This is a genomic window from Sulfitobacter sp. DSM 110093 (assembly GCF_022788715.1).
Classification (GTDB): domain Bacteria; phylum Pseudomonadota; class Alphaproteobacteria; order Rhodobacterales; family Rhodobacteraceae; genus Sulfitobacter.
Genome location: NZ_CP085167.1, coordinates 2,074,309 through 2,099,541, shown reverse-complemented (window position 1 = coordinate 2,099,541; position 25,233 = coordinate 2,074,309). Strand labels below are relative to the sequence as shown.

Sequence of the window (25,233 nt, the reverse complement as noted above, 5' to 3'; positions counted from 1 at the left end):
TTAAGCAACAGGCTTGTCCGCGGCGGTTTCATCTGCCGCGGATGCGCCAAGTTCGGGGTTGGATTTATCCAGAAAATTCCCGACCATATTAAGGGCTGTGACATTCTCACAGATCACCTTGAACACCACGAGGAAGGGCACCGCCACCAGTGCGCCCGCAATCCCCCACAGCCAGCCCCAAAAGACCACGGTAAGGAACACGGCAACCGTGTTAATCTCTAGCCGTCGACCCACGAGGTAGGGGGTGACGAACTGGCCTTCGATCCCGGTTAGGATTTGATACCCAATTGGGGCAAGGATCGCGTAGCCAACGCTGTCAAATGTAGCAATGGCATAGGCGCCAACCAGCACGGCACCGATTACGCCGCCGATATAGGGCAGGAAGTTCAGCAAGAATGCCGCCATGCCCCAGACATAAGGCACCGGAAGGCCAAGCGCGAAAAGGTAAAGCCCGACAGAGATGCCCAAACCTGCGTTGATGACTGTGATGGTTAACAAGTAGCGCGAGACGCGGCGCTCAACGTCATAGACCGCTTTCAATGCGCGTTTCTTGCCCGTGAATGTTTGGAAAGACTGCACAAGCTTGAGGTAGAACATATCGCCAGAGGCCAGCAAGAACAGGGCCAATACCAAGGCCACGGCCACTGTGCCACCGATCCGCGCACCGGTGTTCATGGCGTTGTTCAGCAGACCCGGCTGCTTCATCACCACCTCGTCGGGGCTGCCGCCGCCGTTTTCTGTGGTGATCTGTTCCACCTGTTCGGTCGCCGAGCGGACGTTTTCCACCGTTTGAACCCAGCCCTGTAGCTTGCGTCGGATTTCATTCCCTAAAGATGGAATCTCATCGGCCCAAGTGGCGACAGTACCCGCCGAGAGCCCTGCCAACAGGAAGATGATCAACCCGACAAAGCCAATCAACAGCACTGCACCCAGCGGGGCCGCGATGCCAAGTCTTTCCAGCGAGCGGATCAACGGGCTGAGTGTGAGAGCGAGGAGGAAGCCAAGCAAGATCGGCAGCAGTAGATCCTTGGCGAAATAGGCAGTTACGAAGAGGGCGATGAGTACCAACACTTCCAACAGCCGTCTGATCGCGGCGATATCGCTCAAAGTCTTCCCCCCAAATGCCCTGCGCAGGTGCTATCAAGGCAACGCGTGACAAAAGGAAAGGTTCATTCGACCCTAATAATAAACGCTCCGGTTGCGCGGGCAGTAGGCTGGGGGACTATTCCTTGACCATTTGCAGGCGCAAAGCCTGCCCCCCGAGCGCACGAAACGCCCGCTGTCGACAGGTCAGTACGATGATCTGCATATCGCCCGCTTGTCGGTGAAGCGCGTCGAACATCCGCTCAATCCGGTCGTCATCGGTAAAGACCAGCGCATCATCCAAGATCACCGGCACGATGCGCCCCGCGCGGGCCAGCATCCGGGCAAAGGCAAGCCGCACCAGCAGCGCCACCTGTTCCTGTGTGCCGCCGGAAAGAACATCAATCGGCTCCTCCCGCCCTCCACGGATTAGGGCATGAGGCAGCAGAGATTCTTCGCCCCACGTCAGTTCGGCGTCCGGCCAAAGCAGTTGCAGCAAGGGTTTGAGTTCTTTGACAATGGGGGTGAAATACCGCTCGCGTGCCTCGTTGCGCGCATCTTGCAAGGCGGTCTCTAGCCGGGTGAGCACGGCGACCTCATGCGTAATCCGTGCAAGTTTATCTTCTGCGGCCTGCAATTGCTCTTGGGTCTCCGCCAGTCGCTCTTCTACCGCGTCGCCGGATGCCCGGGTGATCCGTTCGCTGAGCCGGGCGAGCAGGGGGCGCAGGCGGGCAATCTCATCGCGGGCTTGCGTTTCTACTGATTCCGCACGGGTAAGGGCGGCCTGAAGGCTGGCCGCATCGGGTGCGTCTTTTGCCTTTTCGGCATGGGCAAGCCGAGCAGCCTCTAGCGCTGCCGCAGTGGTGACGGTTTGGGTGGCAAGGTCTTCTTCGGCGACGTCACCCAGTTTGGCCTGCTGTGTCTCTGCGCGCTGCAGGCGGTCGGTAAGCGAGGTTAGCAGCGCGTCACTGCGCGCGGCGTCGGCCTTGGCATCGGCCAGCGCTTCGGCTGCTGTTTCTCGGATTATGCGGCAGGCCTCGTGGTGGGTCTGCGCGGTTTGCAGGGCATTTTCGGCTGTTTCAACATCGGGTGCGTCGGTTTCGGTTGTTGGGGTCGGAATGGAGGCAAGCTCTTGGTGCAGCGCATCAATGCCGTTGGGCGCGAGGCTGGCCAACACGGCCTTTGCTTCCCCTTGTCGCGCGGCAGCTTCGGCGCGGGCGGCGGTGGCGGCGCGGGCCTCGGTAAGATCAGCCGCGCCGATTTGATCGAGGGCGGTTTGCAATTTCGCCGTTGCGGCCTCAACCGAGCCGTCCTCTTGCCCGGATGCAGCAGGGTGGATTTCCAAACTGCCGACCCCATCGATCCGCAGCGTCGTGCTGCGCGGCAGGGGCAGGGCCGTCCCATCGGCTAGGGGGCCGTCATCGCCGTGGATCACGCCCGAGCTGCCGGACGCATAATGCACGATCACTTGGGTGGCGGTCGCATCGCGGGCGGCGCGGCTGGCGGAAAGTTCGGCAGACAGGGCTTCAAGCCGTTGCAGGGCGGCAGTATCGGGGCCGGAGTGGGCAGCGGCTGCTGCGGTCTCCATCCGGCGGCGCGCCTCTTCGGTCTCTTTGATCCGTGCCTCTAACGCGCGGCGGTGGTCTGCTCCTTCGCGTGCGGCGATTGCACGTTGAGCGCGCCTGCGCTGGTCTTCGGCCGTTATTAGGGCGGTGCGGGCCTCTTGTGCGGATAGTTCAGCGGCCTCAATTGCGCTGCGTCGCTCCGCCAACGCAGAACGCGCGGCGTCGGTCGCGTGTCGGGCACGGGTTTCTTCTGCGAGGGCGGCTTTTTGTTCTGCCTCAGCGGCGCGGTAGCTGTCCAGCCGCGTGGTGGCGCTTTCGGCGTTAAGCCGGGCAAGGTCCACGGCGCGAGCGAGGGTTTCGACCTCTTCGGCGTGACGTGCGGCTGCGGCATGGGCGGCACGCGTCACTTCAAGTTTTTGGCGGCGCTCTTCTACGACATCGGGGGCTTCCAACTCGGCCAAGGCGCGGCGGGCACGCTGCCGTTCGGCCAAGGCGTCATGCAACTCTCGCGCAGTGCTAGAAAGGTGATCGTGTTCGGCGCTGAGTTCCTCAACCTGATCTTGCGCCTCTTTCCACGGCCCGCCTGTGCGGGGACGCCCCGTAGCAGTGGCATAATGCGCAAGCTCGTCCCGGCATTGGGCCAAGGCTTTGTCCATGCGCCGCCCGCCGGTCATCGCCTCTACCTCGGCTCCGACCGAGGTCATTAGATCACGGCGGGCCTCCAGCGCCAGTTTCTCTTCTTTGCCGGAGCCGCCAGTAAGCGCGGTCATCCCTTGGCGCACCCAGATCAACCCCGATGGTCCGCCCGCATCGCCGCCCAAAAGCTGCGCAATCCATGCCTCGGCTTCGTCTGCCTGCGCAATCAGGGTGCCGCTGCGGTGGACAGTGGCGAGAGGTTTTTGAAACCAGCGCTTAAAAATCGAAAAACGCTCCTCGTCGGTTTCGACCTCAACGGTCACCTCTGGTGCGCCGCCCGCATGGGGGCGCAACGCAGCGACGTCTTTGTCGCGCGAGCCATAGGGTTTGAAAAATAGTGCCTGTATCGCATCAAAGAGCGTGGATTTGCCGTGTTCATTCGGCTCGCTCAGCACATTGATACCGTCGCCGATGCCCACCACCTGCGCAGGGTCGGTGAAACGGCGCACGTTATTGAGGGTGATGGCGCGAATTTTCATGTTTTTGCCCCCTGCACATAGGCATGCAACCGGGCAAGCGCATCGGCGGCGACGTCACGCTCTGCTTGCGAAAGGATTTCTGATTCCGCTTCGGACACCAGTGCTTCTGCGGCCAGACGCAACGCGCCACCGCGGTCGATCTCATCAAGGTCGCCCGCCTCATATTGGGTGGCCAGCGCATCTGTCACCAGATCGAAATGCGCGAAATCCGGGGCGCAGGTTTCGGCTGCGCGGGCAAGGTCGGCGCGATCCGGCAGGCCCGCCCAGCCACGCGCCGTGACGCGCAGCAGGTGATCCCGGCGGCCCGTCGTGGGCAACAGGGCGTTCAGGGCCGCAGCGGCGTCTTGCCTCGGGTGGAGCGCAAGCTCGGCCTCTGACCAAAGAAAACTCCCGGTTTCTATTTCTTCGACCTTTGGTACGGTCCCAGGGCCTGCGATATCGACGGCAAGACAGACACCACGTTGCCCATGTTTGAACCGATCCTGTTCGGGCGTGCCGCAATAGTGCACCCGTTCAGACACCGCCATGCGCCCGTGCCAGTCGCCAAGCGCAAGATAGTCCAAACCCGCGCGGCGATCCCGGTCGGGCGCAATTGCGTCGCCGCTTTCGGTGAAATCTGTGACCCCACCATGGGCCAAGCCGATCCTTATGTGGCCTTCGGGGCTCTGCATATGATCTAGGGGTGCGCTTGGATCACTGGCCCCGGCGCGATAAGCCACGGGGCAGGGCAGCAGCGTGATGCCCTCGGCCATTTCAATAGCGGCAGCATCGGTCAGGGCGCGCAGGTTGGTGGGTGCGTCACGGCCGATCACATCCCACAGGGGTTCGGCATCGCGCAGATTGTCGTGGTTGCCGGGCAGGATCCACCATGTCACCTCTGGCGCTTCGCCCATTGCGGTCAGGGCCTGCCGCACCACGGCGGGCGAGGGGGTGGCGGTATCGAATGTATCCCCTGCCAGCAAGACATGCGCGGCACCGCGATCACGGGCGGCTTGGGCAAGCTTTGTGATCGCCCCATGCCGTGCTTCCATCAAACGCCCGCGAATATTGCCATCGGGTGGCTGCGGGATATTCGCGAATTTGCGCCCGATGTGCAGATCAGACGCGTGGATGAAGCGGAATGTCATACGGTTGTCCTGAATTGCTTAGGGCAGCACTCTGCCAATATGCGGCGAATGGCAAAGGTTTTTCAAATGCGGGGCAGCAAAGGGCAGAGGATCTCCCCGATCTATTCATCGCAAACTGAGCGCGGAGTTCAAGACGTTGTAAAATGCGTATCGAAGGCTGGTGCGGTCCTGCATTCGGGCTATATGACATTGACCCGCGTTCAAAAGGCAATGGATTTACCTTGCCATCATCCGAATGTATTTGAGCTTTGATGATATGCATAACGCCACCCAAAAGCCGTCGAAGCGGCATTGTCATTGGTCTGTGCCACTCTCGGCGCGCGGGCTGACAAGGGTTCTTGCCTGCCACAACAAAGCAGGATTGAATGCGTAGCAACGGTCTCCAACCCATATTTCCTATTTAGAAACGTAGATTTACACGCGATGAACCACGATTTTGAAAAAATTCTCCAAGCCGCGCCTTCGCCCTTCGTGCTGCTGGATCATGAACTGCGGGTGGTTTGGGCGAATGATGCTTATCTACAGGTCACAGACCGTCAGGCAGAGAAGCTATTTGGCAAGATCCTGACCGAAGAATTCCCCTCTGACCCAGACAGCGAGTCAGGACGTATGTTGCGCGGGTCTTTTGGACGCGTGTTCCGCGATGGTATCGCAGACCACCTTCCTGTCATCCCCTATCCGATTTCCGACGCTGATGGCAAAAGCGAAGACCGCTATTGGAGCGCGACGCATACCCCGATTTTAGGCGCTGGCGGCGAGGTTGAGTTCATCTTGCAGCACACGCAAGACATCACCGACATCTATAGCGCCGAAGCGCTGTCGGATGGAAATTCAAATTTGGCCCAAACAGATGTGCTGCGCCGCGCCCATCTGGTCACACGCCAGAACCTTGAGCTTGATTCAGGCATTAGTCTTTTCAAGATGATCTTTGAACAAGCGCCGAACTTCATGGTCACCCTGATGGGGCCGAACCATGTGTTCCGCACAGCCAATGCGGCCTATATGAAACTGGTCGGTCAGCGTGATTTGATTGGCAAACCACTGAACGAGGCCTTGCCGGAACTCAGGGGGCAAGGCTTTTCCGAAATGCTTGATGAGGTTTACCGCAGCGGCAAGGCCGTAACCCAACGCGGGGCCGAAGCGTGGTTACAACGCAGCGCCGAGGGTCCGCCAGAACGCGCCTTTGTGGACTTTGTGTTCCAGCCGCTCGACAATGTGCGCGGCGAAACCATCGGCATTATGGTCCAAGGCCATGATGTCACGGCCCAAAAGATGGCTGAAACGCATCTACGCGAAGCGGAAGAACGCTTTCGGACCATGGCGCATACCATGCCTGTGCATGTCTGGACTGCTACGGCCGACGGGCATTTGGATTGGATCAGCGAACAGCTTTATGCCTATTCCGGGGCGGAAAAAGGCAGCTTGGTGGGGGACGCTTGGCCGAGTATCATACACCCCGATGACCGCGCGGCCTCAATCGCGACTTGGGCCGACGCGATCAGATCCGAAACCATCTATGAGACAGAGTTCCGTCTGCGCCGCGCGGATGGGGCCTATTGCTGGCATCTGGTGCGGGCAGCGCCGATTATGGATGCGCAGGGCAATCTATTGCGCTGGGTCGGGACAAACTCAGATATCCACGAGCAGAAAGAGATGGCGCGCGAACTCGCCAATCTGAACAGCACGCTGGAAGAACGGGTGGAGAAGCGCAACCGCGAGTTGGAAGAGCTTCATGACCGTTTGGCGCAAAGCCAGCGGGTCGAGGCAGTCGGTAATCTTGCCGGAGGCATTGCTCATGATTTCAATAACTTGCTGCAAGTTATGACCGGCAGCCTAACGATGGCCACGCGTGAACTCCCCGCTGAGGCCCCCGCACGCGGGCGGATAGATGCTGCCATGCGGGCGGTCGAACGCGGGGCGTCGCTGTCATCGCAACTGCTGGCCTTCAGCCGCCGTCAGCCGCTGCAACCCCGATCAATCGATTTGCGCGATCTGTTGACCGATATCGATGACATCATCCGCAGCGCCTTGGGCGAAGGGATGACGGTCGAAATTGACGCAGCCGACGCGCTTTGGCCCGCCTATGTCGACGCCGCCAGCACCCAGAACGCCGTGCTGAACCTTTTGATAAACGCACGCGACGCGATGGAGGGGCGCGGCAAGTTGAAGATCGCAATCGCGAACCGCCATTTCGGTCCCAAAGACCTGTTGGGAGAGCCTGACATGGTGGCCGGCGATTACGTCGAGGTTAAAGTCATCGACCACGGGCCCGGCATTCCTGCTGAAACATTGCCCAAAGTCTTTGACCCATTCTTTACCACCAAGCCCGTGGGTAAAGGCACCGGGCTGGGGCTGTCCACAGTCTATGGATTTGCACGGCAATCGGGTGGGCGGGTCACAATTAACAGTCGACCCGACATCGGCACCTCTGTGGTGCTGTTGCTGCCACGCGCAGAGTCCGCGGCAGAGCCTGTGCAATGGCATGACCCATCTGATATCGCCGGCGGGACCGAGACGGTACTGTTGGTCGAAGATGACGCCGAGGTGCGCGATGCCACAGCTGCCTTGCTGTCTGATCTGGGGTATCAAGTCCGCACCGCCGAAGACCCGTCCGCCGCGCTGAAAACCGTGCGGCAAGAGCCAAAGTTCGACCTTCTGGTCTCTGATGTGGTGATGCCCGGTGAGCTAAGCAGCCGCGATATGGCCGAAACCCTTCAAGCCGAACGGCCCGATCTGCCCATCCTATTCATCTCAGGCTATTCGCGCGATTCAATTGTGCGCGATGGCAAAGTCGATGCCGGGGTGCAGTTCCTTGCCAAGCCTTTCACCAAGGATGCTTTGGCGATCAAGGTGCGCGATGCGCTCTCTTCTGTGCCAGCGGCTGCAACCGCGCGTGGTGAAGAGCGGCCTAACAATGCCTGCCATGTGCTGCTTTGCGAGGATGACGCGCTGATCCGGCTTGATCTGGCCGATATACTGCAAGGCTTGGGCACGGAGGTGACCGAAACCGCCTTTGGTCAGGAGACATTGGACAAGCTGGAAACGGAACAGTTTGACGTGTTGCTAATTGACGTGGGCCTGCCTGATATCTCTGGCGAAGAGGTCGCCACCCGCGTGCGCAAGCAGCATCCCGATATGCCGATCATCTTTGCCACGGGCCAAGCCGAAGTACCCGTCGCCAAGACTTTGGGCCGCTGCGCCGTTGTGCAAAAGCCTTTTGGAGACCGCGACCTTGCCCGCGCTTTTGCGAGTTTGGGGATTTTGCCTCAAACGGAAGTGGCCGACGCGATGTAGTGCTACGTTGTTGAGGGGGTGCAGCACATCTGGTTCACATCGAACTTTCGATCTCGTTACCCTCTTAAGCGAACTGATCGAAAGAACCATGCGTAGGAGGAGACAGAAGGGGGGACCTAAACGCTGAGCAAAAGGTCCCGACTTCTCACCCTTTCAAAAGTCCCCCGGCGCACATTGTAGGCACACCAGCCCTTCGCCGCGCCATGCGTCGACCACAGAACTCCGGTCGTCGATCACCAGCCAAGGCTCGAAACCGTCCGCGTTCATCTCGTTTAGTGCGCGGCGCTTTACTTCGGGGTCGGTGGCTTCGTCTTGATCTTCGGCGCGGAGGTATATGCCGTCGAAGGGCAGGTCGTGTTTGCGCAGCCATGCGATCGTATGGTCAGCCCAGCCCTTTGGTCGTCCAGAGCAAATCAGAATGGTCTCACCGCTTTCTTTCAACCGGCGCATCAATTTTGCGACTGGGCCAATCAGTGCGGCATCTGCCATTGCAAGGTGAAAGTCATCCCAGTGCTTTTCGACGCCATGAACAAGATGGCCCAGCCGCTCTGCGTCGAATTCGGCAAGGGTGCCATCGACATCGAAAACCACACATGGGGTCGCTTCTGCTGCTTGGGTCATAGGGTCTTCTCCATCATTTGTTCGCCTGTTTTTTCAAACAAAAGCGGTATTGCGTTGGGGGGGCGTTGGCCCACATCGCCTGTTGTCCAGAGCACGCGCGCGGCGCGGATGATGCCGGAGTGGCATACCAAAACAGGCAATGCTGCCCGAGACGCCGCGCAAATCTCTAGGATCGTTGTGTGCACGCGCATCAGCATGTCGGGCCAGCTTTCGCCTTGGTCTGGCGTGGCTTCTCTGACGGGTTGTTCGCTCAAGGGTTGCCCTTCGAACACCCCCCAGTCGCGCTCGCGCAAGCCGTCGTTTAGCTCAACCGCTCGGCCCGGAAAGGCGAGTTCTGCGCTGTGCTGGGCGCGTGACATCGGGCTGGCGTAGATCGCTATCGGTTCTGGCCACATCCTATGTGATAGGGCGTGCGCCTGATCGCGGCCCAACTGGGTGAGCGGTACATCCGTTACCCCGGCGATGATCTCGTCTGCGTTTGCCGTCGTCTCGCCGTGACGGATCAGGCAAAAGCTGCGGGATGGTAAAGTCGTGGCGGTCATAGGCGCACCCGGTCGTGAAAGAACACTTCAGCATCGAGCCCTTCAATGAGGTAATCTTCGGGCTGTGTGCAGAACGCGGGGGCAAAGCGTTTGGCACCGAGGCGCTTTAACATCTTCACCTGATCACGCAGCGGCGGGTGGACGTTCCAACGTTGGAAATACCCGCCCGGCACGCTGCAAATGCCCCGCGCATGGGCGGTCATATGGCCGGTGAACACGACATGCGCGTCGCGCCCCAGACGCCCGCTTTCGTGCCATGCCCGTACATAGCCCCAAGCAGCGCCGCCATCGGCATTAGGCGTGTCGCAGATCAGAAACCGTGCCTGCTCCATCGGGCCGCGGTCCAACAGCGGGGCGATCAGATGTGCGTCGGCGCTGACGGCACCGCTGCTGAGTGCTCCGCGCAGCGTGTCTTGGCATTCAGGGTCGAGCATCACGCTTTCACAGCCATAGCGCCGGACTAGATGCAGCGCCATTTCGCCCGCGCGGCCAGAGGGGGGGACAGGCAAAAGCACCTGACCGTCAACCCTATCCAACAGGGCATTCAGCGCCTCGAACCGATCCGACTGTGGCACGTCATCAAGGTGATACGAGCAGTCCAAAATCGCGGTCGCCGCAGGGGGTGGCACATCAAAGGTGAACCAATCGGATTCCTCTGACCAATCGCCGGAATAAAACAGCCCTTCGCCCAGATCAAAGTGGAACCAGACGCCGCCCATGGCATGGCCGTTGCGCCCGGTGGTCAGGGTGACGCCATTGATCGCCGTCTGACCCTGTTCGGGCAGCAGATGCACATTGGCCGCAGGGGGCAAGGCTTTGGCCGTTTGTGCCGTGGCATAGATCGGCAAGCCCGCCTCAACCGCATGAGACGCGCCGCCGATGTGATCAATGTGATCGTGGGTGATGAAAACCGCCTCGGCTCCTTCAAGCCATGCAGGATCGAAATGCGCGTTGGCTTCGGGGCCAAAACCGCAATCAAGCAGCCAGATCCGATCATCCACGGTCAATTGCATGCACGCAGGGCCTTTGTCCCCGATGCCGGAAAGTAGTCGTATGCTTTGCATTTAATCCTCTGAAAAGGCCCAAGGGGTGGTGATTGTCAGGCCCAATTGTGCGCCAACGTCAAAGCGGGCGCGGGTTTCTGCAAACAGACGCGCGCCGCAGTCGGTGACTGTTTCCAAAAGGTATTTGCCGCCCATATAGGTGACCCGCGCGACCTTGCTGCGCAGATCGCCACTCTCAGAGATGGTCAGGTTTTCGGGGCGCAAGCAGACGTGACTGACCTGCGTCTCGGCGCGTGCTGATTGAACCGCAATTTCGGCCCCCAGTATCCGCGCCTGCCTCGCCCCTCCGGCCTGCGTGACCTCTTGCACCGGCACCACGGTCCCGCGCCCGACAAATTCGGCGACAAAGCGGTTTTTGGGCCGTTCATAGAGGGTTTGCGGCGTGTCGAACTGCTGAATACGGCCCTGATCCATCACCGCGATCCGGTTGGCCATCGCCATGGCTTCGGCTTGGTCATGGGTGACATAGACCATCGTGGCCCCGGTGCGTTTGTGGAAATCGGTAAAGACGCCCTGCATCGTGGCCCGCAGCGCCACATCAAGGTTGGCCAAGGGCTCATCCAGCAGCACAGCGCAGGGATCAGAGACCAGACATCGCGCCAAGGCCACCCGTTGCCGCTGTCCGCCCGAAAGGTCAGAGGGCATCCGGTCGGCGTAGGCCTCAAGCCCCGTCGAGGCGAGCGCCGCATCGGTCTGTCTGGCAACCTCTGACTTGGAGAACCTGCGGATTTCAAGCGGGTAGGACACGTTGCGCCGCACCGACATATGCGGCCAGAGCGCGTAGGACTGAAACACAAAGCCGATGTTGCGCTCTTCGGGGGGCAGGTTCACCCCTGTTTGAGCATTGGCCATTTCGCGGGTGCCGATGCGGAGTTGACCGCTGCTGGGCGCCTCAAACCCCGCCAAGATGCGCAGAAGGGTGGTCTTGCCACAGCCCGACGGCCCCAAAAGCGCGATAAATTCGCCATCGTCGAACCGGGTTGTGATGTCTTGTAGCGCAGGGGTGCCTGCGAATGTCTTGCCGACCGAGGACAGGTCTATGTCTGCCATGGGACAACTCCTTTGGGAAAGCGACGGGAAGACAGTTGGATCAGCGCCATGAGGACGATGACCACAAAGACGATGGTCATCGCCAACGCGCTGGCCATGCCGGTTTCGCCACTGTCATCGAGGTTGAAAATCACCACGCCCAATGTCTCGGTGCCCGAAGACCACAAGAGCGCGGAAACCGTGAGTTCGTTAAACGCGGTGAGAAACACAAGGATCGCCCCCGCCGCTGCCGCTGGGGCCGAAAGCGGAAAGATCACATCGCGCAGCCGCCGGTAGAGTGAGGCACCAACCGATTGCGCGGCCTCATCCATAGCAGGATCGAACTGCTTCAGGCTTGCCTGAACCGGGCGGAACATCACCGCGAAGAACCGCGCGAGATAGGCCAGAAAAATGATCCAGATGGTGCCGTAGAGCGTTGCTTCGGTGAAAGGCAGCTTGATCAGCAGCAAGATCATCGCAATCGACAGGACAACACCCGGCAGCGCGTAGGGCAGATCAAGCAGGCTGTCGAAAAGCCGCGCAAGTCGCGTTTTGCGCCGCTCCATCAGCCACGCTAGGGGCAGGCAGATCATCACCAAAACGGCAGAGGCCCCCGCCGCTAGGCCAAAGGAATTGGCAAAGGCCCGCGATGTTACGGGTTGGCGGAATAACACCTCGTACCATGATACAAGCGTCACCGTGTCAAAGCGCAAAGTCACGCCATAGGCAGGTACCAATGACGTCGCCAATAGGCCGAACATCGGCAGTACGAGGATGGCAAAGACCACGGCCCACAGAGTTATCTCAACCGGTAGGCGGGCCGCGCCCAAGGGCAGGGCCAACGGGCGGGAGGTACTGCCCACAAGATGCAATCTCTGACGAGACTGGCATAGGCGCTGCAATAAGATGCCCGCCACGGCGACCGCCCCGATCAGCATCGCCAGAACCGAAACCTCGGCCAGGACGGTTGTCCCCATGCCAGCCAGCTTTTGATAGACCAGCGTCGGTAGCGTCGCATAGCCTGCGGGAATGCCCAGCATCGCGGGAATGCCAAAGTTGCCAAGTGCAGTCACAAAGGTAATCGCCGTGCCCGCCGCCAGACTGGGCAAGGTCAGTGGCATCACGACCTGCCACCATGTACGCAGCCCTTTGGCACCGCTGATGCGGGCGGCCTCAACCACGTCTTGGGGGATAGACCGCAGACCCGCGCGCAGGGTCAGGAAGATGATCGACATATGCTGGATGCCCAAAAGGAAGATGATCCCTTGCGGCGAATAAAGTGGCTGCGGCGCGCCAAGCGGGGGGGCGATGCCCAGTGTTTTTAGTAAGACCGACGACGGCCCCATAATCTGGGTCCATGACAGTGCGGTGATCTGCGGCGGGATCATCATCGGGATCATCAAACAAAAGACCAAAGCCGCTTTGGCCCGCAGATCCGTCAGCGCCACGAGAAAGGCAAAGGCCGCGCCAAGCACCAGCGATACCAAAGTGCCAAAGCCCGCCGTGACCAGCGAATGTTTCAACGCGCTCAAAGTAGAGGCTTGTGCCAGCACATCGCGCATAAGGGTCAGGCTGGGACTGCCCTGATCGGTGACGCCTTCGACAAACAGGCGCAGAACCGGGGCGAGCGTCAGGCAAATCGCGACGATCAGAATGGCAGAGAGCAGCCGGGCCTCGGACCGGCTGCCTCCATTTTGTTGCGCGACACTCATCATTCAGCGCCGAAAAGCTCTGCGAATTTGGCTTTGTTGGCTTCGGCATTTGCAAGGGCATCGGCAGGGTCAAAGGCCATAAGCTTGATGTCTTCGCGGGCGGGGAACCCTTCGGGGACGCCCATACCGTCACGAGCAGGAATATAACCCATGTCCAGAACCAATTCTTGGCCTTCAGTGCTGAGCAGAAAGTCGACGAATTTCTCTGCGCCTTCGACGTTCTTGGCGGAAGACATGATCGCCACAGGCTCGGTCACATAGGAAACACCTTCTTCAGGGAAGACGAAATCAACCGGGGAGCCATCGGCCTTGTTGCGGATCGCGAGGAAGTCGACGACCATGCCGTATGGCTTTTCACCCGAAGCCACGGCTTTGAAAGTGCCGCCGTTGCCGCCCTGAGCGCGGGCCTCATTCGCGGCGAGGTTCTCGTAATACTCCCAGCCCAAAGTCTCATCGCCAGTCAGCGTGGCAAGGTGGATCAGCGCGGCACCGGAGTAAAGCGGTGACGGCATTGCGATTTGCCCTTTGATGGAAGCGTCCGAGAGATCTTTCCAAGAGGTCGGCGCGGTCTCGGCACCAGTGTTGTAGACGACCCCGGTGGTGATCAATTTGGTCGAATGGTAATGGCCTTCGGCAGAATACAACGCCGCGTCATAGTCACCGGCTTCGGGCGATTGGTAGGCGGTCAAAAGACCTTCCTGTGCCATGCCTTCCAGCGTCACCGTATCGGCGATCAGCAGGACATCGGGCTGCGGGTTGCCTGCCTCAATCTCGGCACGCAGGCGGGCCATCAATTTGGTTGTACCGTCGCGGACCCAATCAACTTCGGTGCCGGGGTTGGCAGCCATAAAGGCATCAACGGTCCGCTGCGCATCGGCATTGGGCTGCGAGGTATAAAGAGTGATCGTATCGGCCATGGCCGTGCTGGCCAAAAGCGCGAAAGCGGTGGATGTGACGAAGGACTTCATGGGGTGCTCCTGGGGTTTTAACTTTCGAACGAAAGCAGTTCACATGAGCCTTATCTCTGAGAAGTTTGGCAGTTTTGTAACAGTTAGTTGAAACTTTTATTTATATTGCGAGATTCAAAAACTTTTCCTAACCTTCCGAAAAGTTTAAGAATTTTTCAAAGGAAATGACCGTGCGATGGGAAGTAACCCAGCGAAGAGATGAGATTATCGCGCTCCTATCTAAGAACGAGACTCTATCGGCGATCGAGCTTTCGTCCGAGCTTGCCGTTTCGGTGCAAACCATACGAGCCGACCTGCGCGATCTTGATGAAGCGGGGCTTGTCCAGCGTCGCAATGGCAATGCGCGGCTGCGGCAGCAAAGTGAGAACATAGGCTATCTGCCACGCGAAAGCATCGCGCGACAGGAAAAGCAGCGCATCGCTTTGGCGGTCAAAAGCCTAATTCCAGATGGCGCACGGGTGGCGTTGGGGACCGGCACAACAGTGGAAACCTGCGCCCGGTTTCTGGCCTCGCATAATGACCTTTTCGTCGCATCCAATAGCATCCACGCCGTCTGCGCCCTGCAACAAGCCCCCGGCGTTGCCGTTGAACTGGCAGGCGGAACCGTAAGAATGCGCGATCTGGATATGATCGGCACGCCTGCGCTTGAATTCTTTGCAAAGTACCGCGTCGATTACGCGGTTTTTAGCTGCGGGGGCCTGTCCGAAGAGGGCATGGTGATGGACTATAACGCTGACGAAATGAGCGCACGCAAGGCCATCGCAAGCTGCGGCAAAAAGAGCATTCTAGTGATGGACGGCACCAAGAACCGATTAGATTTGGCATTTCAGATGGGCCATCTCTGGGACGTTGATATCGTGGTGACAGGCGCGAGGTTTTCGCCGCCGGTTATGGAAAGCTGTGCGCGGCACGGCTGCGAAGTCATTCGCGTATGACTGGGTTAGTGGGCGGTTTCGCCCCGTCCGATTGAAAGCGGAACGGGGCAGGGCCGCTAAACCGAAAAGCCTTAGTTCAGACGCAGCCCCGTATCGGGCGCAAAATACGAGACTTTACCCAGATCAAAGGCCAATCGCTGCTTCATGCCCGGCGCAGCGGTGGTTTCTGCGTGCAGCCGCGCGGTGACATGTTTGCCGCCCAACTCCATGACCGCATAGGTGTCTGCGCCCGCAGGCTCTACGATGTCGATGACGCAATCGGCCTCTTGCGAATCCGGGCCGGAATGCGCGTTAGCATCGGCGATGTTTTCGGGGCGGACACCGATAATCACGTCCTCTGGCAGGCTGAGGTTCTTGCGGTCGGTCAAAACCATCGACCCCCCGGATTTGCGCGCGATTTCGATTGTTGTTCCGGCGCTACCGGACCGTGCCTTTGCCGGGATCAGGTTCATCGCCGGGCTGCCCATGAAATCTGCGACGAATAGGTTCGCCGGGTGGTTGTAGATCTCTGCAGGCGTGCCGATCTGCTGAATGACACCGCCCTTCATAACGACGATTTTGGTGGCCAGCGTCATCGCTTCGATCTGGTCGTGCGTCACATAGACCATCGACGCACCAAGCCGCTGGTGTAGGGATTTGATCTCGGTCCGCATCTCGACGCGCAGCTTGGCATCGAGGTTGGAAAGCGGCTCATCAAAGAGGAACAGCTTGGGGTCGCGCACCAAAGCACGGCCCATGGCAACGCGCTGGCGCTGGCCACCCGAGAGATGGCCGGGTTTACGGTTAAGCAGTGGTTCGATCTGCAATTGCTGCGCCACATGCGCGAGCTTTTCGGCCTGCGTGACCTGATCAACGCCGCGCACCTTCATGCCGAAAGTGATGTTTTTTGCGACGGTCATCGTCGGGTAAAGCGCGTAGGATTGGAACACCATCGCGATGTCGCGGTCTTTGGGACTGACGCTGGTCATGTCACGCCCACCAATGCGGACCTCGCCGCCGCTGATCGGCTCCAGCCCAGCAATACAGTTGAGCAGGGTCGACTTGCCACAGCCCGAAGGGCCGACCAGCACAAGAAAATCCCCCTGTTCAATCGCCACGTTGATGTCCTTGAGGATCTCAACCGTGCCATAGCTTTTGAAGAGATTGTTGATTTCGAGGATCGGGGCCATTGATTTATCCTTTCACGGAACCGGCGGTCAGGCCGCGGACAAAGTATTTCCCGGCAATCACATAGACGAGAAGTGTCGGCAGTCCGGCGATGATCGCGGCGGCCATGTCGACGTTGTAGGCTTTGATGCCGGTGGTCGAATTGACGATATTGTTTAGCGCCACGGTCACCGGCTGCGTGCCAGCCTGACTGAAGGAGACGCCAAAGAGGAAGTCGTTCCAAATTTGGGTGAATTGCCAGATCACGGTCACCACGATGATCGGCAGCGACAGCGGCAGGAAAATCGACCAAAAGATGCGGAAAAACCCTGCGCCATCCACCTTGGCCGCCTTTGTCAGTTCTGACGGGATCGAAACATAGTAGTTGCGGAAAAACAGCGTGGTGAAACCCAACCCATAGATCACATGGACAAAGATCAGCCCCGGAATTGTGCCTGCCATACCTATCAGCCCCAGCACCCGCGCCATCGGCAAAAGCACCACCTGAAAAGGGATGAAACAGCCAAAGAGCATCAGTGAGAAGAACAGGTTCGCGCCGCGAAAATTCCATTGTGCCACGACATAGCCGTTCATCGCGCCCAGCAGAGTGGAAATCACCACTGCCGGAATGGCGATGAGGACAGAGTTCCAGAAAAACGGCCGCACCCCTTCGCATTGGATACCGGTGCAGGCCTCTGACCATGCCGTGCGCCATGCAGCGAAGGTCACGTCGCGGGGCAGGGCGATCAGATCGCCTGTGCGGATTTCCTCAAGGCTTTTCAGTGAGGTGGTCAACATCACAAAAAGCGGTAGCAAATAGAACAGCGCAAAAAGCAGCAGCAAGATATACAGCATCCACCGCAGGATCAGCCTGCCTGTCCGGCCTTCAGCCTGATGCGGGGTCTGCGCGAGGGAAAGATCAACCATCTTTGGACCTCAATTCAGAATAAAGATAAGGCACGACGATGGAGAAAACGACCAGCATCATAATCATGGCCGAGCTTGCCGCTTGCCCGATATCCCCGCGCGAAAACGCCATGGCGTACATGTAGGTGGCGGGCAGATCAGTGGCATAGCCCGGGCCGCCGCCGGTCAGAGCGATGACCAGATCAAAGCTTTTGACTGCAAGGTGCGACAGCACGATAAAGGCCGACAGGAAGATCGGCGCCATCGCCGGGATGATGATCGCGGTATAAACGCGCCATGTCGGGATACCATCGACCTGAGCGGCCTTGATGATTTCCCCATCTACCGAACGCAGCCCGGCGAGAAATAGCGCCATGACGAAGCCAGAGCTTTGCCAGATCGCCGCAAGCACGATGGTGAAAATTGCCTTGTCGGGGTCAACCAACCAGTCGAAGGTAAAGTTCTCGAACCCCCAGCCGCGCACCATGGCCTCCAACCCCAAACCGGGGTTCAGGATCCATTTCCACGCGGTGCCGGTCACGATCATCGACAGCGCCATGGGGTAGAGGTAAATCGTACGGATCGCACCTTCGGTGCGGATGTTCTGATCCAGCAGGATCGCCAGCGCGAGACCCAGCACCATCGCGATCACGATGAACAGCGTCCCGAATACAAAGAGATTGCCAAAGGCCGTTTCCCACCGCGGCGAGGCAAAGAGCCGTTCGTACTGGATGAAACCTTCGATCTCATACTTCGGCAAAAGCCGCGAGCGCGTCAGCGATACCCAAGCTGTCCAAGCGATAAAGCCGTAGACGAAGATCAGAACGGCGATGAACGAGGGCGCCAGAACCAGTTTGGGGGTGTTTTCTTCAAGCCACTTGATCATGTGAATGTCCCGAATTGGCCTGCCCCCACAAATGCGCGGGGGCAGGAGCAGGCGTTACATGCTGTTGGCGATACCGTCGGCAAGCATCTGAACCGCATCGGCAGATGACATGTCCGAATTAAAATGCGCAGTCACGACATCTGTGATCGCACCAGCCTGAGCGCCGCGCAGCGCCATGCCATGGGCATAGCTTGGCAGCAGTGCATCACTGTCGGAACTGGCTTGCATGTCATCGGCGGACAGACGGGCGCAATCGTCGAATTCATCCAGCGCTACATCGGTGCGGGCAGGGATTGACCCTTTGTTGAGGTTGAACACCTTTTGAAAGTTCTGCCCGACAACCAATTCAGCCAGAAGTTCTTGGCCAGCCTTTTTGTCGTCGCCGTCCACGTCGAACATTGCAAAGCTGTCGACGTTATAAAGGAAACCTTCGCCCGGTGCAGAAGCACAGAGGAAGTCTTCGCCGGGCACCTTGCCCGCAGCCATGAATTCACCCTTGGCCCAGTCGCCCATGATCTGGAATGCGGCTTCTCCGTTCATGACCATGGACGTGGCAAGGTTCCAGTCGCGGCCAGAGAAGTTGCTGTCGACATAGCCGCGCAGGGTGCGCATCTGGTCGAACACCGCGATCATCGCGTCCGACGTGAGGGTTTCGTTGTCGAGCTCAACAAAGGCTTTGTGGTAGCCGTCCGGCCCAAGAATGCCCAGAGCGACAGCCTCGAAAATCGTGGCGTCTTGCCAAGCTTGCCCACCGTGCGCGAGGGGGATGATCCCGGCCTCCTGCAGCTTGTCGGCGGCGGCGTTGAATTCATCCCATGTGGTGGGCATCTCGATGCCATTGGCGTTCAGCACCTCGGCATTCGCCCAAATCCAGTCGACCCGGTGCACGTTGACCGGCGCAGCACACCATGTGCCCTCGCATTTCATATGCCCAGCGATGGAGGCGGGCAGTACAGTTTCCCAATCATTCGCCTCGGCGACCGAAGAAATATCGGCCAGAACGCCTTCTTCGTACCATTCCTGAATGGCGGGGCCCTTAAGTTGGACGGCCGTTGGTGCGTTGCCTGACAGCACTCGGGCGCGCAGAGCGGTCATTGCCGCGTCACCGCCGCCGCCAGCCACCGGCATATCGGTCCAGCTGCCGCCTTTGTCGGCGAATTCTTTTTGCAAGACGGCGACGGATTTCGCTTCGCCGCCAGATGTCCAATAGTGCAGCACCTCGGCTGTCGGCTCGGCGAGGGCCGAAGTCGCGACAATCATCGACAGGGCAGAGACCGCCCCGGTTACATAGGTATTCATGATGTTTCCTCCCGTGGAAATGACGGCCCTCCCAGACCGGATAGCAGGAGATTGTCGCGGAAAAACACAGCTTGCAATGCGCAGGGCACAGCAAACCGGTCGCAACATGCAATTATCCTGCGCGCACGTTACAGCTTGTTACTTAGCCGTGGATTTTGTTGCATCATGGCGCTCAGACGGGGACAAGGCGGTGGTATCACGCTGAGGGTAGAGGAGGAGAGCGGGTGACGATTCCGCGGATCTTGGTGGTCGATGACGATGTAGAGATGCGGCAAATGATGACGCAATTTCTGCACAAGCATGGGACGATCGCATTGCCCGCCGCAACGGAGGAAGAGGTCGCGGCTCATCTTGAGGGTGGGCGGGTCGATCTAATCTTGCTCGACGTGATGCTGGGGGATGAAAGCGGGCTCGATATCTGTGGGCGCTTGCGGCAGGATCAAGACGTGCCAATCATCATGGTCTCGGCCCTGTCGGCGGACCATCAGCGGATGGAAGGCTATGCGGTGGGGGCCGATGACTATATCGCCAAGCCCTTCAATCCCGAACTGCTGCTTGCCCGGGTGAAGGCCGTGCTGCACCGCACGCGGCGGTCCTCTTCGCTGGTGCACCGTCGCAATACCAAGACTTTTACATTCGCAGGCTGGACTTATGATGCAAAGCACAATGAGGCGCGCGCGCCCAGTGGGGTGCAGGTTTCGCTGTCTCGGCGCGAGACGGCGCTTTTGCGGGTGCTTCTTGCAAATCCGCATATTCCCCTGACCCGTGAAGAGATCGCCGCAGCACTTGATGTAACAGGCGAGGCAGGACCGCAGGGCGATGGGCTGGGGCGCGCGATTGATGTTTTGGTCGGGCGGCTGCGCGCTAAAATCGAAGTGGACCCGAAACACCCCTTATTCCTGAGAACGGAACGCGGGCTTGGCTACGTCTTTGCCGTCGATGTGATGGAACACGACAGGTGATCCAGCGCCGCAGCCTACGGGTGATTGGCAGCTTGCTTGTCATCACGGCTTTTCTTTCTGGTGGGATTGCCATGTGGCTATGGAGCCATTCTAACGCAAGCTGGCGGGCACATCAGGAGCGTGCCTATGTCGCGGGGATCAACCTTTACTACGCCGTGCAAAACGGCACCGTACCGGCGGAGGAGGTGCAAATCCGGCCCCTCAGCGCCGAGGATCAGGCCCGCGCCGCGCGCGGGGCCTTCCGTCAGATTTCCCACGCCCCTCTGGCAGCGCGTGTCACTATTGTCCTGATCTCTGCCGATAGCGCGAACAGTCAGACCGGGGCGCCCCTGACCATGGCGATCCTGTCGCCCGATCTTACCTACAAGCTGGCCGAGATTCCCAATCGCGCGGATCAAACCGCGGCGGAGAAGACCGGAGAGGTCTTTCGTCTGGTGGCGTCCTATTGCTCTAATCCGGTTGTGCTGACCCAGATGGGCAGTGCGCCGTGGTTTGAGATCGACGCCGCCTCGGTGCTTAACTGCGCCGCAGCCCCGGCTGATAATCGCATGTGGGCCGTCCTATTGGCCGTGCTGGCGATGGGGGTGACCCTCACCGTGGTGCTGAACCTCTCGGCTGAGTTTTCGCAATTTGCAGAGCAGTTGCGCAGCCGCCGCCGCATCGGCGGCCCAGCGAGCTATGATCTGCCCGGCCCACAGGAGTTGCAGGACATCGTTTCGGCCGTAAACAGCTTTCTTGAAGATGAACGCCAACAATTGTCGAGCCGCGCCGCCGTTCTTTCGGGCGTGAGCCACGACCTTGGCACCCCCGCGACACGCCTGCGCCTGCGCAGCGCGCTTATTCCCGATGCCGAACTGCGCCAGAAACTTGAGGCCGATATCGACAGTATGACGGGGATCATCGAAAGCGTGCTGACCTATACGCGGGTCGAGATGAACGTCGAAAAGCCGCGCAAGCTTTCACTGGGCTCACTGATCGATTCCATCGTCGCTGATTATCAGGACACGGGCAGAGATGTGACCTTCCGCGCAGGGTCGGACATTGTCGTGCAGAGCGCCCGTTCGGTCTTTAGCGCGCGACAGGGGCAAAGCGTGTTTGCTGCCGACCGGGACGTCACCGTGATCGGACGGCCCGTCTCACTCGAACGCGCTGTGACGAACCTGATTGAGAACGCGCTGAAATACGGTCGTCGTGCGATTGTCGCGCTCGAAGCTGACGCCCATACGGCGAGGATCATCATTGAAGACGAAGGCACTGAAAGCTCTGCTGCGGATATGGCGGCTCTTATGGCCCCGTTTCAGCGCGGGACCAATACGGCCACGATCGACGGCTATGGCCTTGGCCTTACGATTGTTGCAGCGATTGCGAAATTGCATGGCGGGTCGCTGTCCTTTGAGGACACGTCAGATGGCCTAGCTGCGTGCCTTGTGATCGACAGAGCGTGATTTCGTTTTGCGCCGAGAGGAATGCCAAATCTGTGTAGGTCGGTTCAGCATCATCGACAGGTGCTGGCCTGTCAGTGTGAATATGCTACAGGGTGGCAATCCAGAAACGAAGCACCGGACCCCTCCGGTAACCACGCAAAACGCGCCATATGAGATTTGGTCGGTGTTGAGGTTGAGATATTGACGTATAAAGTTGAAAGAGCGGCCCGCTTGAGCGTGGCACCCATGATGGATTGGACAGACCGCCATTGCCGTTATCTGCACCGACTGCTCAGCCGCGAGACCCTGCTTTATACTGAGATGGTCACCGCGCCGGCGCTGGTGCGCGGTGGTGCGCTGCATCTGTTGAATCACGATCCGTCTGAACACCCCGTGGCCCTGCAACTTGGGGGCTCGGATCCCACAGAACTCGCGCAGGCAGCGCGGTTGGGGGCGGATGCGGGCTATGACGAGATCAACCTCAATTGCGGCTGCCCCTCAGACCGGGTGCAATCGGGTGCGTTCGGCGCGGTCTTGATGCAGCAGGCGGGGCTGGTGGCGGCGTGTGTCGATGCGATGCGCGCGGCCTGTGATGTTGAAGTGACGGTAAAATGCCGCATCGGTGTGGATGATCAGGACCCTGCGGAAATCTTGCCAGAATTCCTGTCGCGCATTGTGGCGGCAGGCTGCACCCGTGTCACGATCCATGCGCGCAAGGCGTGGTTGCAGGGGCTAAGCCCCAAGGAAAACCGCGATATCCCGCCGCTAGACTATGATCTGGTGCATCAGATGAAGGGGCTGTTCCCCAATCTGCATATCTCGGTCAATGGCGGCATCACGTCGTTGGAACAGGCCGAGGCCTTTCTCGACGCCGGGCTAGACGGCGTTATGGTGGGGCGCAGTGCCTATCATTCGCCGACCGATATCCTCGCCAGCGCCGATCGGCGTATCTATGGCAAAGAGAGGAACAGCAGTGCAGAGGCGGCGGTGCAGGGGATGTTGCCCTATATTGAGGCGCATTTGGCCAGCGGCGGGCGATTGGGGCAGGTCACGCGGCATATGCTGGGGCTTTTTGCCGGGCGTCCCGGCGCGCGGCAGTGGCGGCGTATCCTATCGGAAGGGGCGCATAAGCCCGGCGCGGGTCCGGAGCTGGTAGAGGCCGCTTTGGCCGAGGTCGCCGCGGCGCAAGAAATCGCCGCGGCGGGGTAGGGTCAGGCAGTCGGTTCAATCACAGGGCGTGGGCGCAGCAGCGCTAAGGTAAGCACCGCCGCTACCAGACCGCAGGCTGCGATCGCCCCCAACATCGGTGTAACAGAACCGTCAAAGAACGGCCCGGCCAGCGCGATGGAAAGGCCACCCGCTACCATCTGCAAGGTGCCGCCGAGTGACGAGGCCAACCCCGCGATATCGCCATGATCGTCCAGCGCCACGACCATGACGGTCGGTACCACGACGCCAAGGCAGGCATTGGCGCAGAACAGCCCTGCCATCACCAGATAGAGGCCCGGGTTGGTCGCCAGCGCAGTGATAAAGATCGCGGCGGAAAAGAAGACGAAGCCTGCCACCCCGCGCCGCACGAGGCTGCGCATGCCCCAACGTTCGCCTAAAAAACCGGCCAGTTGCGAGGCCGAGAAGAAGCCGACAGCGTTCACCGCAAAGGCCAGCGAAAACCCCGTCGGTCCCAGCCCGTATTGCCCGGTGTAGACAAAGGGCGCGAAGGCGATGAAGACAAAGAAAGACCCCATTGCAAAGCCGCCGATAAAGGTCAGCCCCATGAAGATCGGATCGCTCAGCAGTACCTTTGCCCCGCGTGCTAGGTTGCGCGGGTTGATCCGCACGCGGCGTTTTACAGGCAGCGTTTCGGGCTGGGCGAAGGCGGTGAGGGCAAGCGCGGCAATGGCCAAGACACCCAAGGTCATGAATATCGCGCGCCAATCGGCCAGCGCCATCACCACGCTGCCCGCCAAAGGCGCCAGCATCGGCGAAATTGAGATCACCAACATCAGCATCGCCATCAACCGCGTGGCTTGCGTGCCGGTATATTGGTCGCGAATGATCGCCCGTGGCACCACCATCAGCACGGCCCCGCCAAGCCCTTGAAGGGCCCGCCAGCCGATCAGCGCCGACATCGTCGGCGCAAAGGCGGCCCCGAAGGAGGCGATCAGGAAAAGCACCAGCCCCACCATGATCGGCAGCTTGCGCCCCGCCTGATCGGCCCAAGGGCCGTAGAAAAGCTGGCCCAGCCCGAAGGCGATGAAATAGGCGGTGATGGTTGCCTGAACCGCCGTCTCAGACGCACCATAGCTGTAGGCGATGGCGGGCATGGCGGGCAGATACATGTCGATGGCGAAGGGGCCGACCAGCCCCAGCAACCCGAGAATGAGCGCTGAACGTAGCACGTGATGTCCTTTCGGATGGGATGGCCGCGGCCAAAGGGGGAGGCGGCAAGCGCAGACCGAAATGCCCAGCTTGTACTTCGCGCGCAACCTAACCTTCCGTAGGGGAAGTGCAACCCCGCCTTTATGGCCTTGAACCCCCAGTAGGAAACGGCTTGAAAGAGCGCAGAAACCTTGGGGAGGGCTTTCATGCCAGAGTTGAACGTATTGCTGCCGATGCTGGCGCTTATTGTCCTGATCGGGGGAATTGCTGGCGTCTTGGCGGGATTGCTTGGCGTGGGCGGGGGCATCGTCTTGGTGCCTGCATTCTTTTATGTGCTGCAATCGTTGGGTTATGACGGGCCGCAATTGATGCAGATCTGCCTTGCGACCTCGCTGGCGACCATCATCGTCACCTCGGCGCGGTCGGTGCATGCACATAACAAGAAGGGCGCGGTCGATTGGGAAATCCTGCGGACTTGGGCACCGGGTATCATGCTGGGCGCGGTTCTGGGCGTGATTTTGGTGTCACAATTGCGAACCGTGACGCTCCAGATGATTTTCGGCGGCTTGGCATTGCTTGTCGGGCTTTACCTTGGGTTCGGGCGCAGCGATTGGCGCTTGGGAGAGAGCATGCCGCGCGGTATTAAACGCGCGGTTCTATCGCCGATGGTCGGGTTTCTGTCGGTTCTTATGGGGATCGGCGGCGGCAGCTTTGGCGTGCCGCTCATGACACTGCACGGGCGGCCGATCCACAAGGCTGTGGCCACTGCAGCGGGCTTTGGCCTATTGATCGCCGTGCCGTCGGTCATTGCGTTTCTGTTTGTGGACATAGCCCAAAACCGGCCACCGCTGACGATAGGCGCGGTCAATGTCGCAGCCTTTGGGATCGTTGTTGCGATGACATTGATCACGGCACCTTGGGGCGTGCGATTGGCCCACGCGATGGACCCCAAGCCGTTAAGACGGGTCTTTGCCGTGTTTCTGGTAGTGGTGGCGCTAAATATGTTGAGAAAGGCACTCTGGGGGTAGGGTCGTCCGGTTTTACACCTTAAACCTGCCGAAATTTGACAATTTGCGCCCAATTTAAGCCCATTTTCATCAATTCGCCGCATTCTCG

At 59.6% G+C, this 25,233-nt stretch carries 20 protein-coding genes; 6 read left to right on the top strand and 14 right to left on the bottom strand.

Features of this window, described 5'->3' with window-relative positions; genetic code table 11:
* From DSM110093_RS10260 to DSM110093_RS10250, 3 genes are all read right to left on the bottom strand, one after another.
* Window positions 1-1,107 (bottom strand): AI-2E family transporter, encoded by a 1,107-nt coding sequence (locus tag DSM110093_RS10260; protein ID WP_243264949.1) that lies wholly within the window; start codon window positions 1,105-1,107, stop codon window positions 1-3.
* A 115-nt stretch (window positions 1,108-1,222) separates the two neighbouring features.
* Complete coding sequence (locus DSM110093_RS10255; RefSeq protein ID WP_243264948.1) at window positions 1,223-3,823, bottom strand: chromosome segregation protein SMC; 2,601 nt, start codon at window positions 3,821-3,823, stop codon at window positions 1,223-1,225.
* Window positions 3,820-4,950, bottom strand: a complete 1,131-nt coding sequence (locus DSM110093_RS10250) for a DNA repair exonuclease (protein ID WP_243264947.1) — start codon at window positions 4,948-4,950, stop codon at window positions 3,820-3,822. The genes DSM110093_RS10255 and DSM110093_RS10250 overlap by 4 nt, the downstream gene beginning before the upstream one ends.
* A gap of 423 nt (window positions 4,951-5,373) precedes the next feature.
* Here DSM110093_RS10250 and DSM110093_RS10245 point away from each other — a divergent pair, with 423 nt between their 5' ends.
* Complete coding sequence (locus tag DSM110093_RS10245) at window positions 5,374-8,244, top strand: response regulator (protein ID WP_243264946.1); 2,871 nt, start codon at window positions 5,374-5,376, stop codon at window positions 8,242-8,244.
* A 153-nt stretch (window positions 8,245-8,397) separates the two neighbouring features.
* On the opposite strand, the gene DSM110093_RS10240 is transcribed toward DSM110093_RS10245, so the two are convergent.
* The 6 genes from DSM110093_RS10240 to DSM110093_RS10215 are packed head-to-tail and all read right to left on the bottom strand — an operon-like array spanning window position 8,398 to window position 14,180.
* On the bottom strand, window positions 8,398-8,865 hold the full coding sequence (locus DSM110093_RS10240) for an HAD family acid phosphatase (RefSeq protein WP_243264945.1): 468 nt from the start codon (window positions 8,863-8,865) through the stop codon (window positions 8,398-8,400).
* Window positions 8,862-9,407 carry a histidine phosphatase family protein gene (locus tag DSM110093_RS10235; RefSeq protein WP_243264944.1) on the bottom strand — a complete coding sequence of 182 codons (546 nt, stop codon included), beginning with the start codon at window positions 9,405-9,407 and terminating at the stop codon, window positions 8,862-8,864. The genes DSM110093_RS10240 and DSM110093_RS10235 overlap by 4 nt, the downstream gene beginning before the upstream one ends.
* Window positions 9,404-10,420, bottom strand: a complete 1,017-nt coding sequence (locus DSM110093_RS10230) for an MBL fold metallo-hydrolase (protein ID WP_243264943.1) — start codon at window positions 10,418-10,420, stop codon at window positions 9,404-9,406. The genes DSM110093_RS10235 and DSM110093_RS10230 overlap by 4 nt, the downstream gene beginning before the upstream one ends.
* 51 nt (window positions 10,421-10,471) lie before the next feature.
* A complete protein-coding gene (locus DSM110093_RS10225) occupies window positions 10,472-11,521 on the bottom strand; it encodes an ABC transporter ATP-binding protein (RefSeq protein WP_243264942.1) in 1,050 nt (349 codons plus the stop codon).
* Entirely contained in the window at window positions 11,509-13,212 is a 1,704-nt protein-coding gene (locus DSM110093_RS10220; RefSeq protein ID WP_243264941.1) for an iron ABC transporter permease, read from the bottom strand. Before DSM110093_RS10220 ends, DSM110093_RS10225 begins: the two co-directional genes overlap by 13 nt.
* Window positions 13,212-14,180: an ABC transporter substrate-binding protein gene (locus tag DSM110093_RS10215; RefSeq protein WP_243264940.1), complete on the bottom strand. Its 969-nt coding sequence runs from the start codon at window positions 14,178-14,180 to the stop codon at window positions 13,212-13,214. Before DSM110093_RS10215 ends, DSM110093_RS10220 begins: the two co-directional genes overlap by 1 nt.
* Window positions 14,181-14,350: 170 nt before the next feature.
* Here DSM110093_RS10215 and DSM110093_RS10210 point away from each other — a divergent pair, with 170 nt between their 5' ends.
* The gene (locus DSM110093_RS10210; RefSeq protein WP_243264939.1) at window positions 14,351-15,115 is read left to right on the top strand and encodes a DeoR/GlpR family DNA-binding transcription regulator; all 765 of its coding nucleotides are present in this window, start codon (window positions 14,351-14,353) and stop codon (window positions 15,113-15,115) included.
* Between the two features lie 71 nt (window positions 15,116-15,186).
* On the opposite strand, the gene ugpC is transcribed toward DSM110093_RS10210, so the two are convergent.
* From ugpC to DSM110093_RS10190, 4 genes are read right to left on the bottom strand one after another with little or no spacing between them, the layout of a single operon-like run.
* Complete coding sequence (ugpC, locus tag DSM110093_RS10205; protein WP_243264938.1) at window positions 15,187-16,284, bottom strand: sn-glycerol-3-phosphate ABC transporter ATP-binding protein UgpC; 1,098 nt, start codon at window positions 16,282-16,284, stop codon at window positions 15,187-15,189.
* A gap of 4 nt (window positions 16,285-16,288) precedes the next feature.
* A complete protein-coding gene (locus DSM110093_RS10200; protein WP_093925805.1) occupies window positions 16,289-17,188 on the bottom strand; it encodes a carbohydrate ABC transporter permease in 900 nt (299 codons plus the stop codon).
* Window positions 17,181-18,053: a sugar ABC transporter permease gene (locus tag DSM110093_RS10195; protein WP_243264937.1), complete on the bottom strand. Its 873-nt coding sequence runs from the start codon at window positions 18,051-18,053 to the stop codon at window positions 17,181-17,183. The genes DSM110093_RS10200 and DSM110093_RS10195 overlap by 8 nt, the downstream gene beginning before the upstream one ends.
* A gap of 54 nt (window positions 18,054-18,107) precedes the next feature.
* On the bottom strand, window positions 18,108-19,352 hold the full coding sequence (locus DSM110093_RS10190) for an ABC transporter substrate-binding protein (RefSeq protein WP_243264936.1): 1,245 nt from the start codon (window positions 19,350-19,352) through the stop codon (window positions 18,108-18,110).
* Between the two features lie 224 nt (window positions 19,353-19,576).
* Between DSM110093_RS10190 and DSM110093_RS10185 the strand changes: the two genes are divergently transcribed.
* The 3 genes from DSM110093_RS10185 (at window position 19,577) to dusA (ending at window position 22,947) form a co-directional block, all read left to right on the top strand.
* Window positions 19,577-20,314, top strand: a complete 738-nt coding sequence (locus DSM110093_RS10185; protein ID WP_243264935.1) for a response regulator transcription factor — start codon at window positions 19,577-19,579, stop codon at window positions 20,312-20,314.
* Window positions 20,311-21,759: a HAMP domain-containing sensor histidine kinase gene (locus tag DSM110093_RS10180; RefSeq protein ID WP_243264934.1), complete on the top strand. Its 1,449-nt coding sequence runs from the start codon at window positions 20,311-20,313 to the stop codon at window positions 21,757-21,759. The genes DSM110093_RS10185 and DSM110093_RS10180 overlap by 4 nt, the downstream gene beginning before the upstream one ends.
* A gap of 225 nt (window positions 21,760-21,984) precedes the next feature.
* The gene (gene dusA, locus DSM110093_RS10175; RefSeq protein ID WP_243267711.1) at window positions 21,985-22,947 is read left to right on the top strand and encodes a tRNA dihydrouridine(20/20a) synthase DusA; all 963 of its coding nucleotides are present in this window, start codon (window positions 21,985-21,987) and stop codon (window positions 22,945-22,947) included.
* Between the two features lie 2 nt (window positions 22,948-22,949).
* On the opposite strand, the gene DSM110093_RS10170 is transcribed toward dusA, so the two are convergent.
* A complete protein-coding gene (locus DSM110093_RS10170; protein WP_243264933.1) occupies window positions 22,950-24,137 on the bottom strand; it encodes a multidrug effflux MFS transporter in 1,188 nt (395 codons plus the stop codon).
* Window positions 24,138-24,323: 186 nt separating this feature from the next.
* On the opposite strand from DSM110093_RS10170, the gene DSM110093_RS10165 reads away from it, so the two are divergent.
* Window positions 24,324-25,145 carry a sulfite exporter TauE/SafE family protein gene (locus DSM110093_RS10165; protein ID WP_243264932.1) on the top strand — a complete coding sequence of 274 codons (822 nt, stop codon included), beginning with the start codon at window positions 24,324-24,326 and terminating at the stop codon, window positions 25,143-25,145.
* The last annotated feature ends 88 nt before the right edge of the window (window positions 25,146-25,233 follow it).

What these genes read in the sequence shown, in the direction of transcription:
- DSM110093_RS10215 (WP_243264940.1), bottom strand. Translation starts at nt 14,180, where the DNA reads ATGAAGTCCTTCGTCACATCCACCGCTTTCGCGCTTTTGGCCAGCACG.
- DSM110093_RS10200 (WP_093925805.1), bottom strand. Translation starts at nt 17,188, where the DNA reads ATGGTTGATCTTTCCCTCGCGCAGACCCCGCATCAGGCTGAAGGCCGG.
- DSM110093_RS10245 (WP_243264946.1), top strand. Translation starts at nt 5,374, where the DNA reads ATGAACCACGATTTTGAAAAAATTCTCCAAGCCGCGCCTTCGCCCTTC.
- ugpC (WP_243264938.1), bottom strand. Translation starts at nt 16,284, where the DNA reads ATGGCCCCGATCCTCGAAATCAACAATCTCTTCAAAAGCTATGGCACG.
- DSM110093_RS10190 (WP_243264936.1), bottom strand. Translation starts at nt 19,352, where the DNA reads ATGAATACCTATGTAACCGGGGCGGTCTCTGCCCTGTCGATGATTGTC.
- DSM110093_RS10225 (WP_243264942.1), bottom strand. Translation starts at nt 11,521, where the DNA reads ATGGCAGACATAGACCTGTCCTCGGTCGGCAAGACATTCGCAGGCACC.
- DSM110093_RS10240 (WP_243264945.1), bottom strand. Translation starts at nt 8,865, where the DNA reads ATGACCCAAGCAGCAGAAGCGACCCCATGTGTGGTTTTCGATGTCGAT.
- DSM110093_RS10250 (WP_243264947.1), bottom strand. Translation starts at nt 4,950, where the DNA reads ATGACATTCCGCTTCATCCACGCGTCTGATCTGCACATCGGGCGCAAA.
- DSM110093_RS10195 (WP_243264937.1), bottom strand. Translation starts at nt 18,053, where the DNA reads ATGATCAAGTGGCTTGAAGAAAACACCCCCAAACTGGTTCTGGCGCCC.
- DSM110093_RS10255 (WP_243264948.1), bottom strand. Translation starts at nt 3,823, where the DNA reads ATGAAAATTCGCGCCATCACCCTCAATAACGTGCGCCGTTTCACCGAC.
- DSM110093_RS10230 (WP_243264943.1), bottom strand. Translation starts at nt 10,420, where the DNA reads ATGCAATTGACCGTGGATGATCGGATCTGGCTGCTTGATTGCGGTTTT.
- DSM110093_RS10165 (WP_243264932.1), top strand. Translation starts at nt 24,324, where the DNA reads ATGCCAGAGTTGAACGTATTGCTGCCGATGCTGGCGCTTATTGTCCTG.
- DSM110093_RS10220 (WP_243264941.1), bottom strand. Translation starts at nt 13,212, where the DNA reads ATGAGTGTCGCGCAACAAAATGGAGGCAGCCGGTCCGAGGCCCGGCTG.
- DSM110093_RS10235 (WP_243264944.1), bottom strand. Translation starts at nt 9,407, where the DNA reads ATGACCGCCACGACTTTACCATCCCGCAGCTTTTGCCTGATCCGTCAC.
- dusA (WP_243267711.1), top strand. Translation starts at nt 21,985, where the DNA reads ATGATGGATTGGACAGACCGCCATTGCCGTTATCTGCACCGACTGCTC.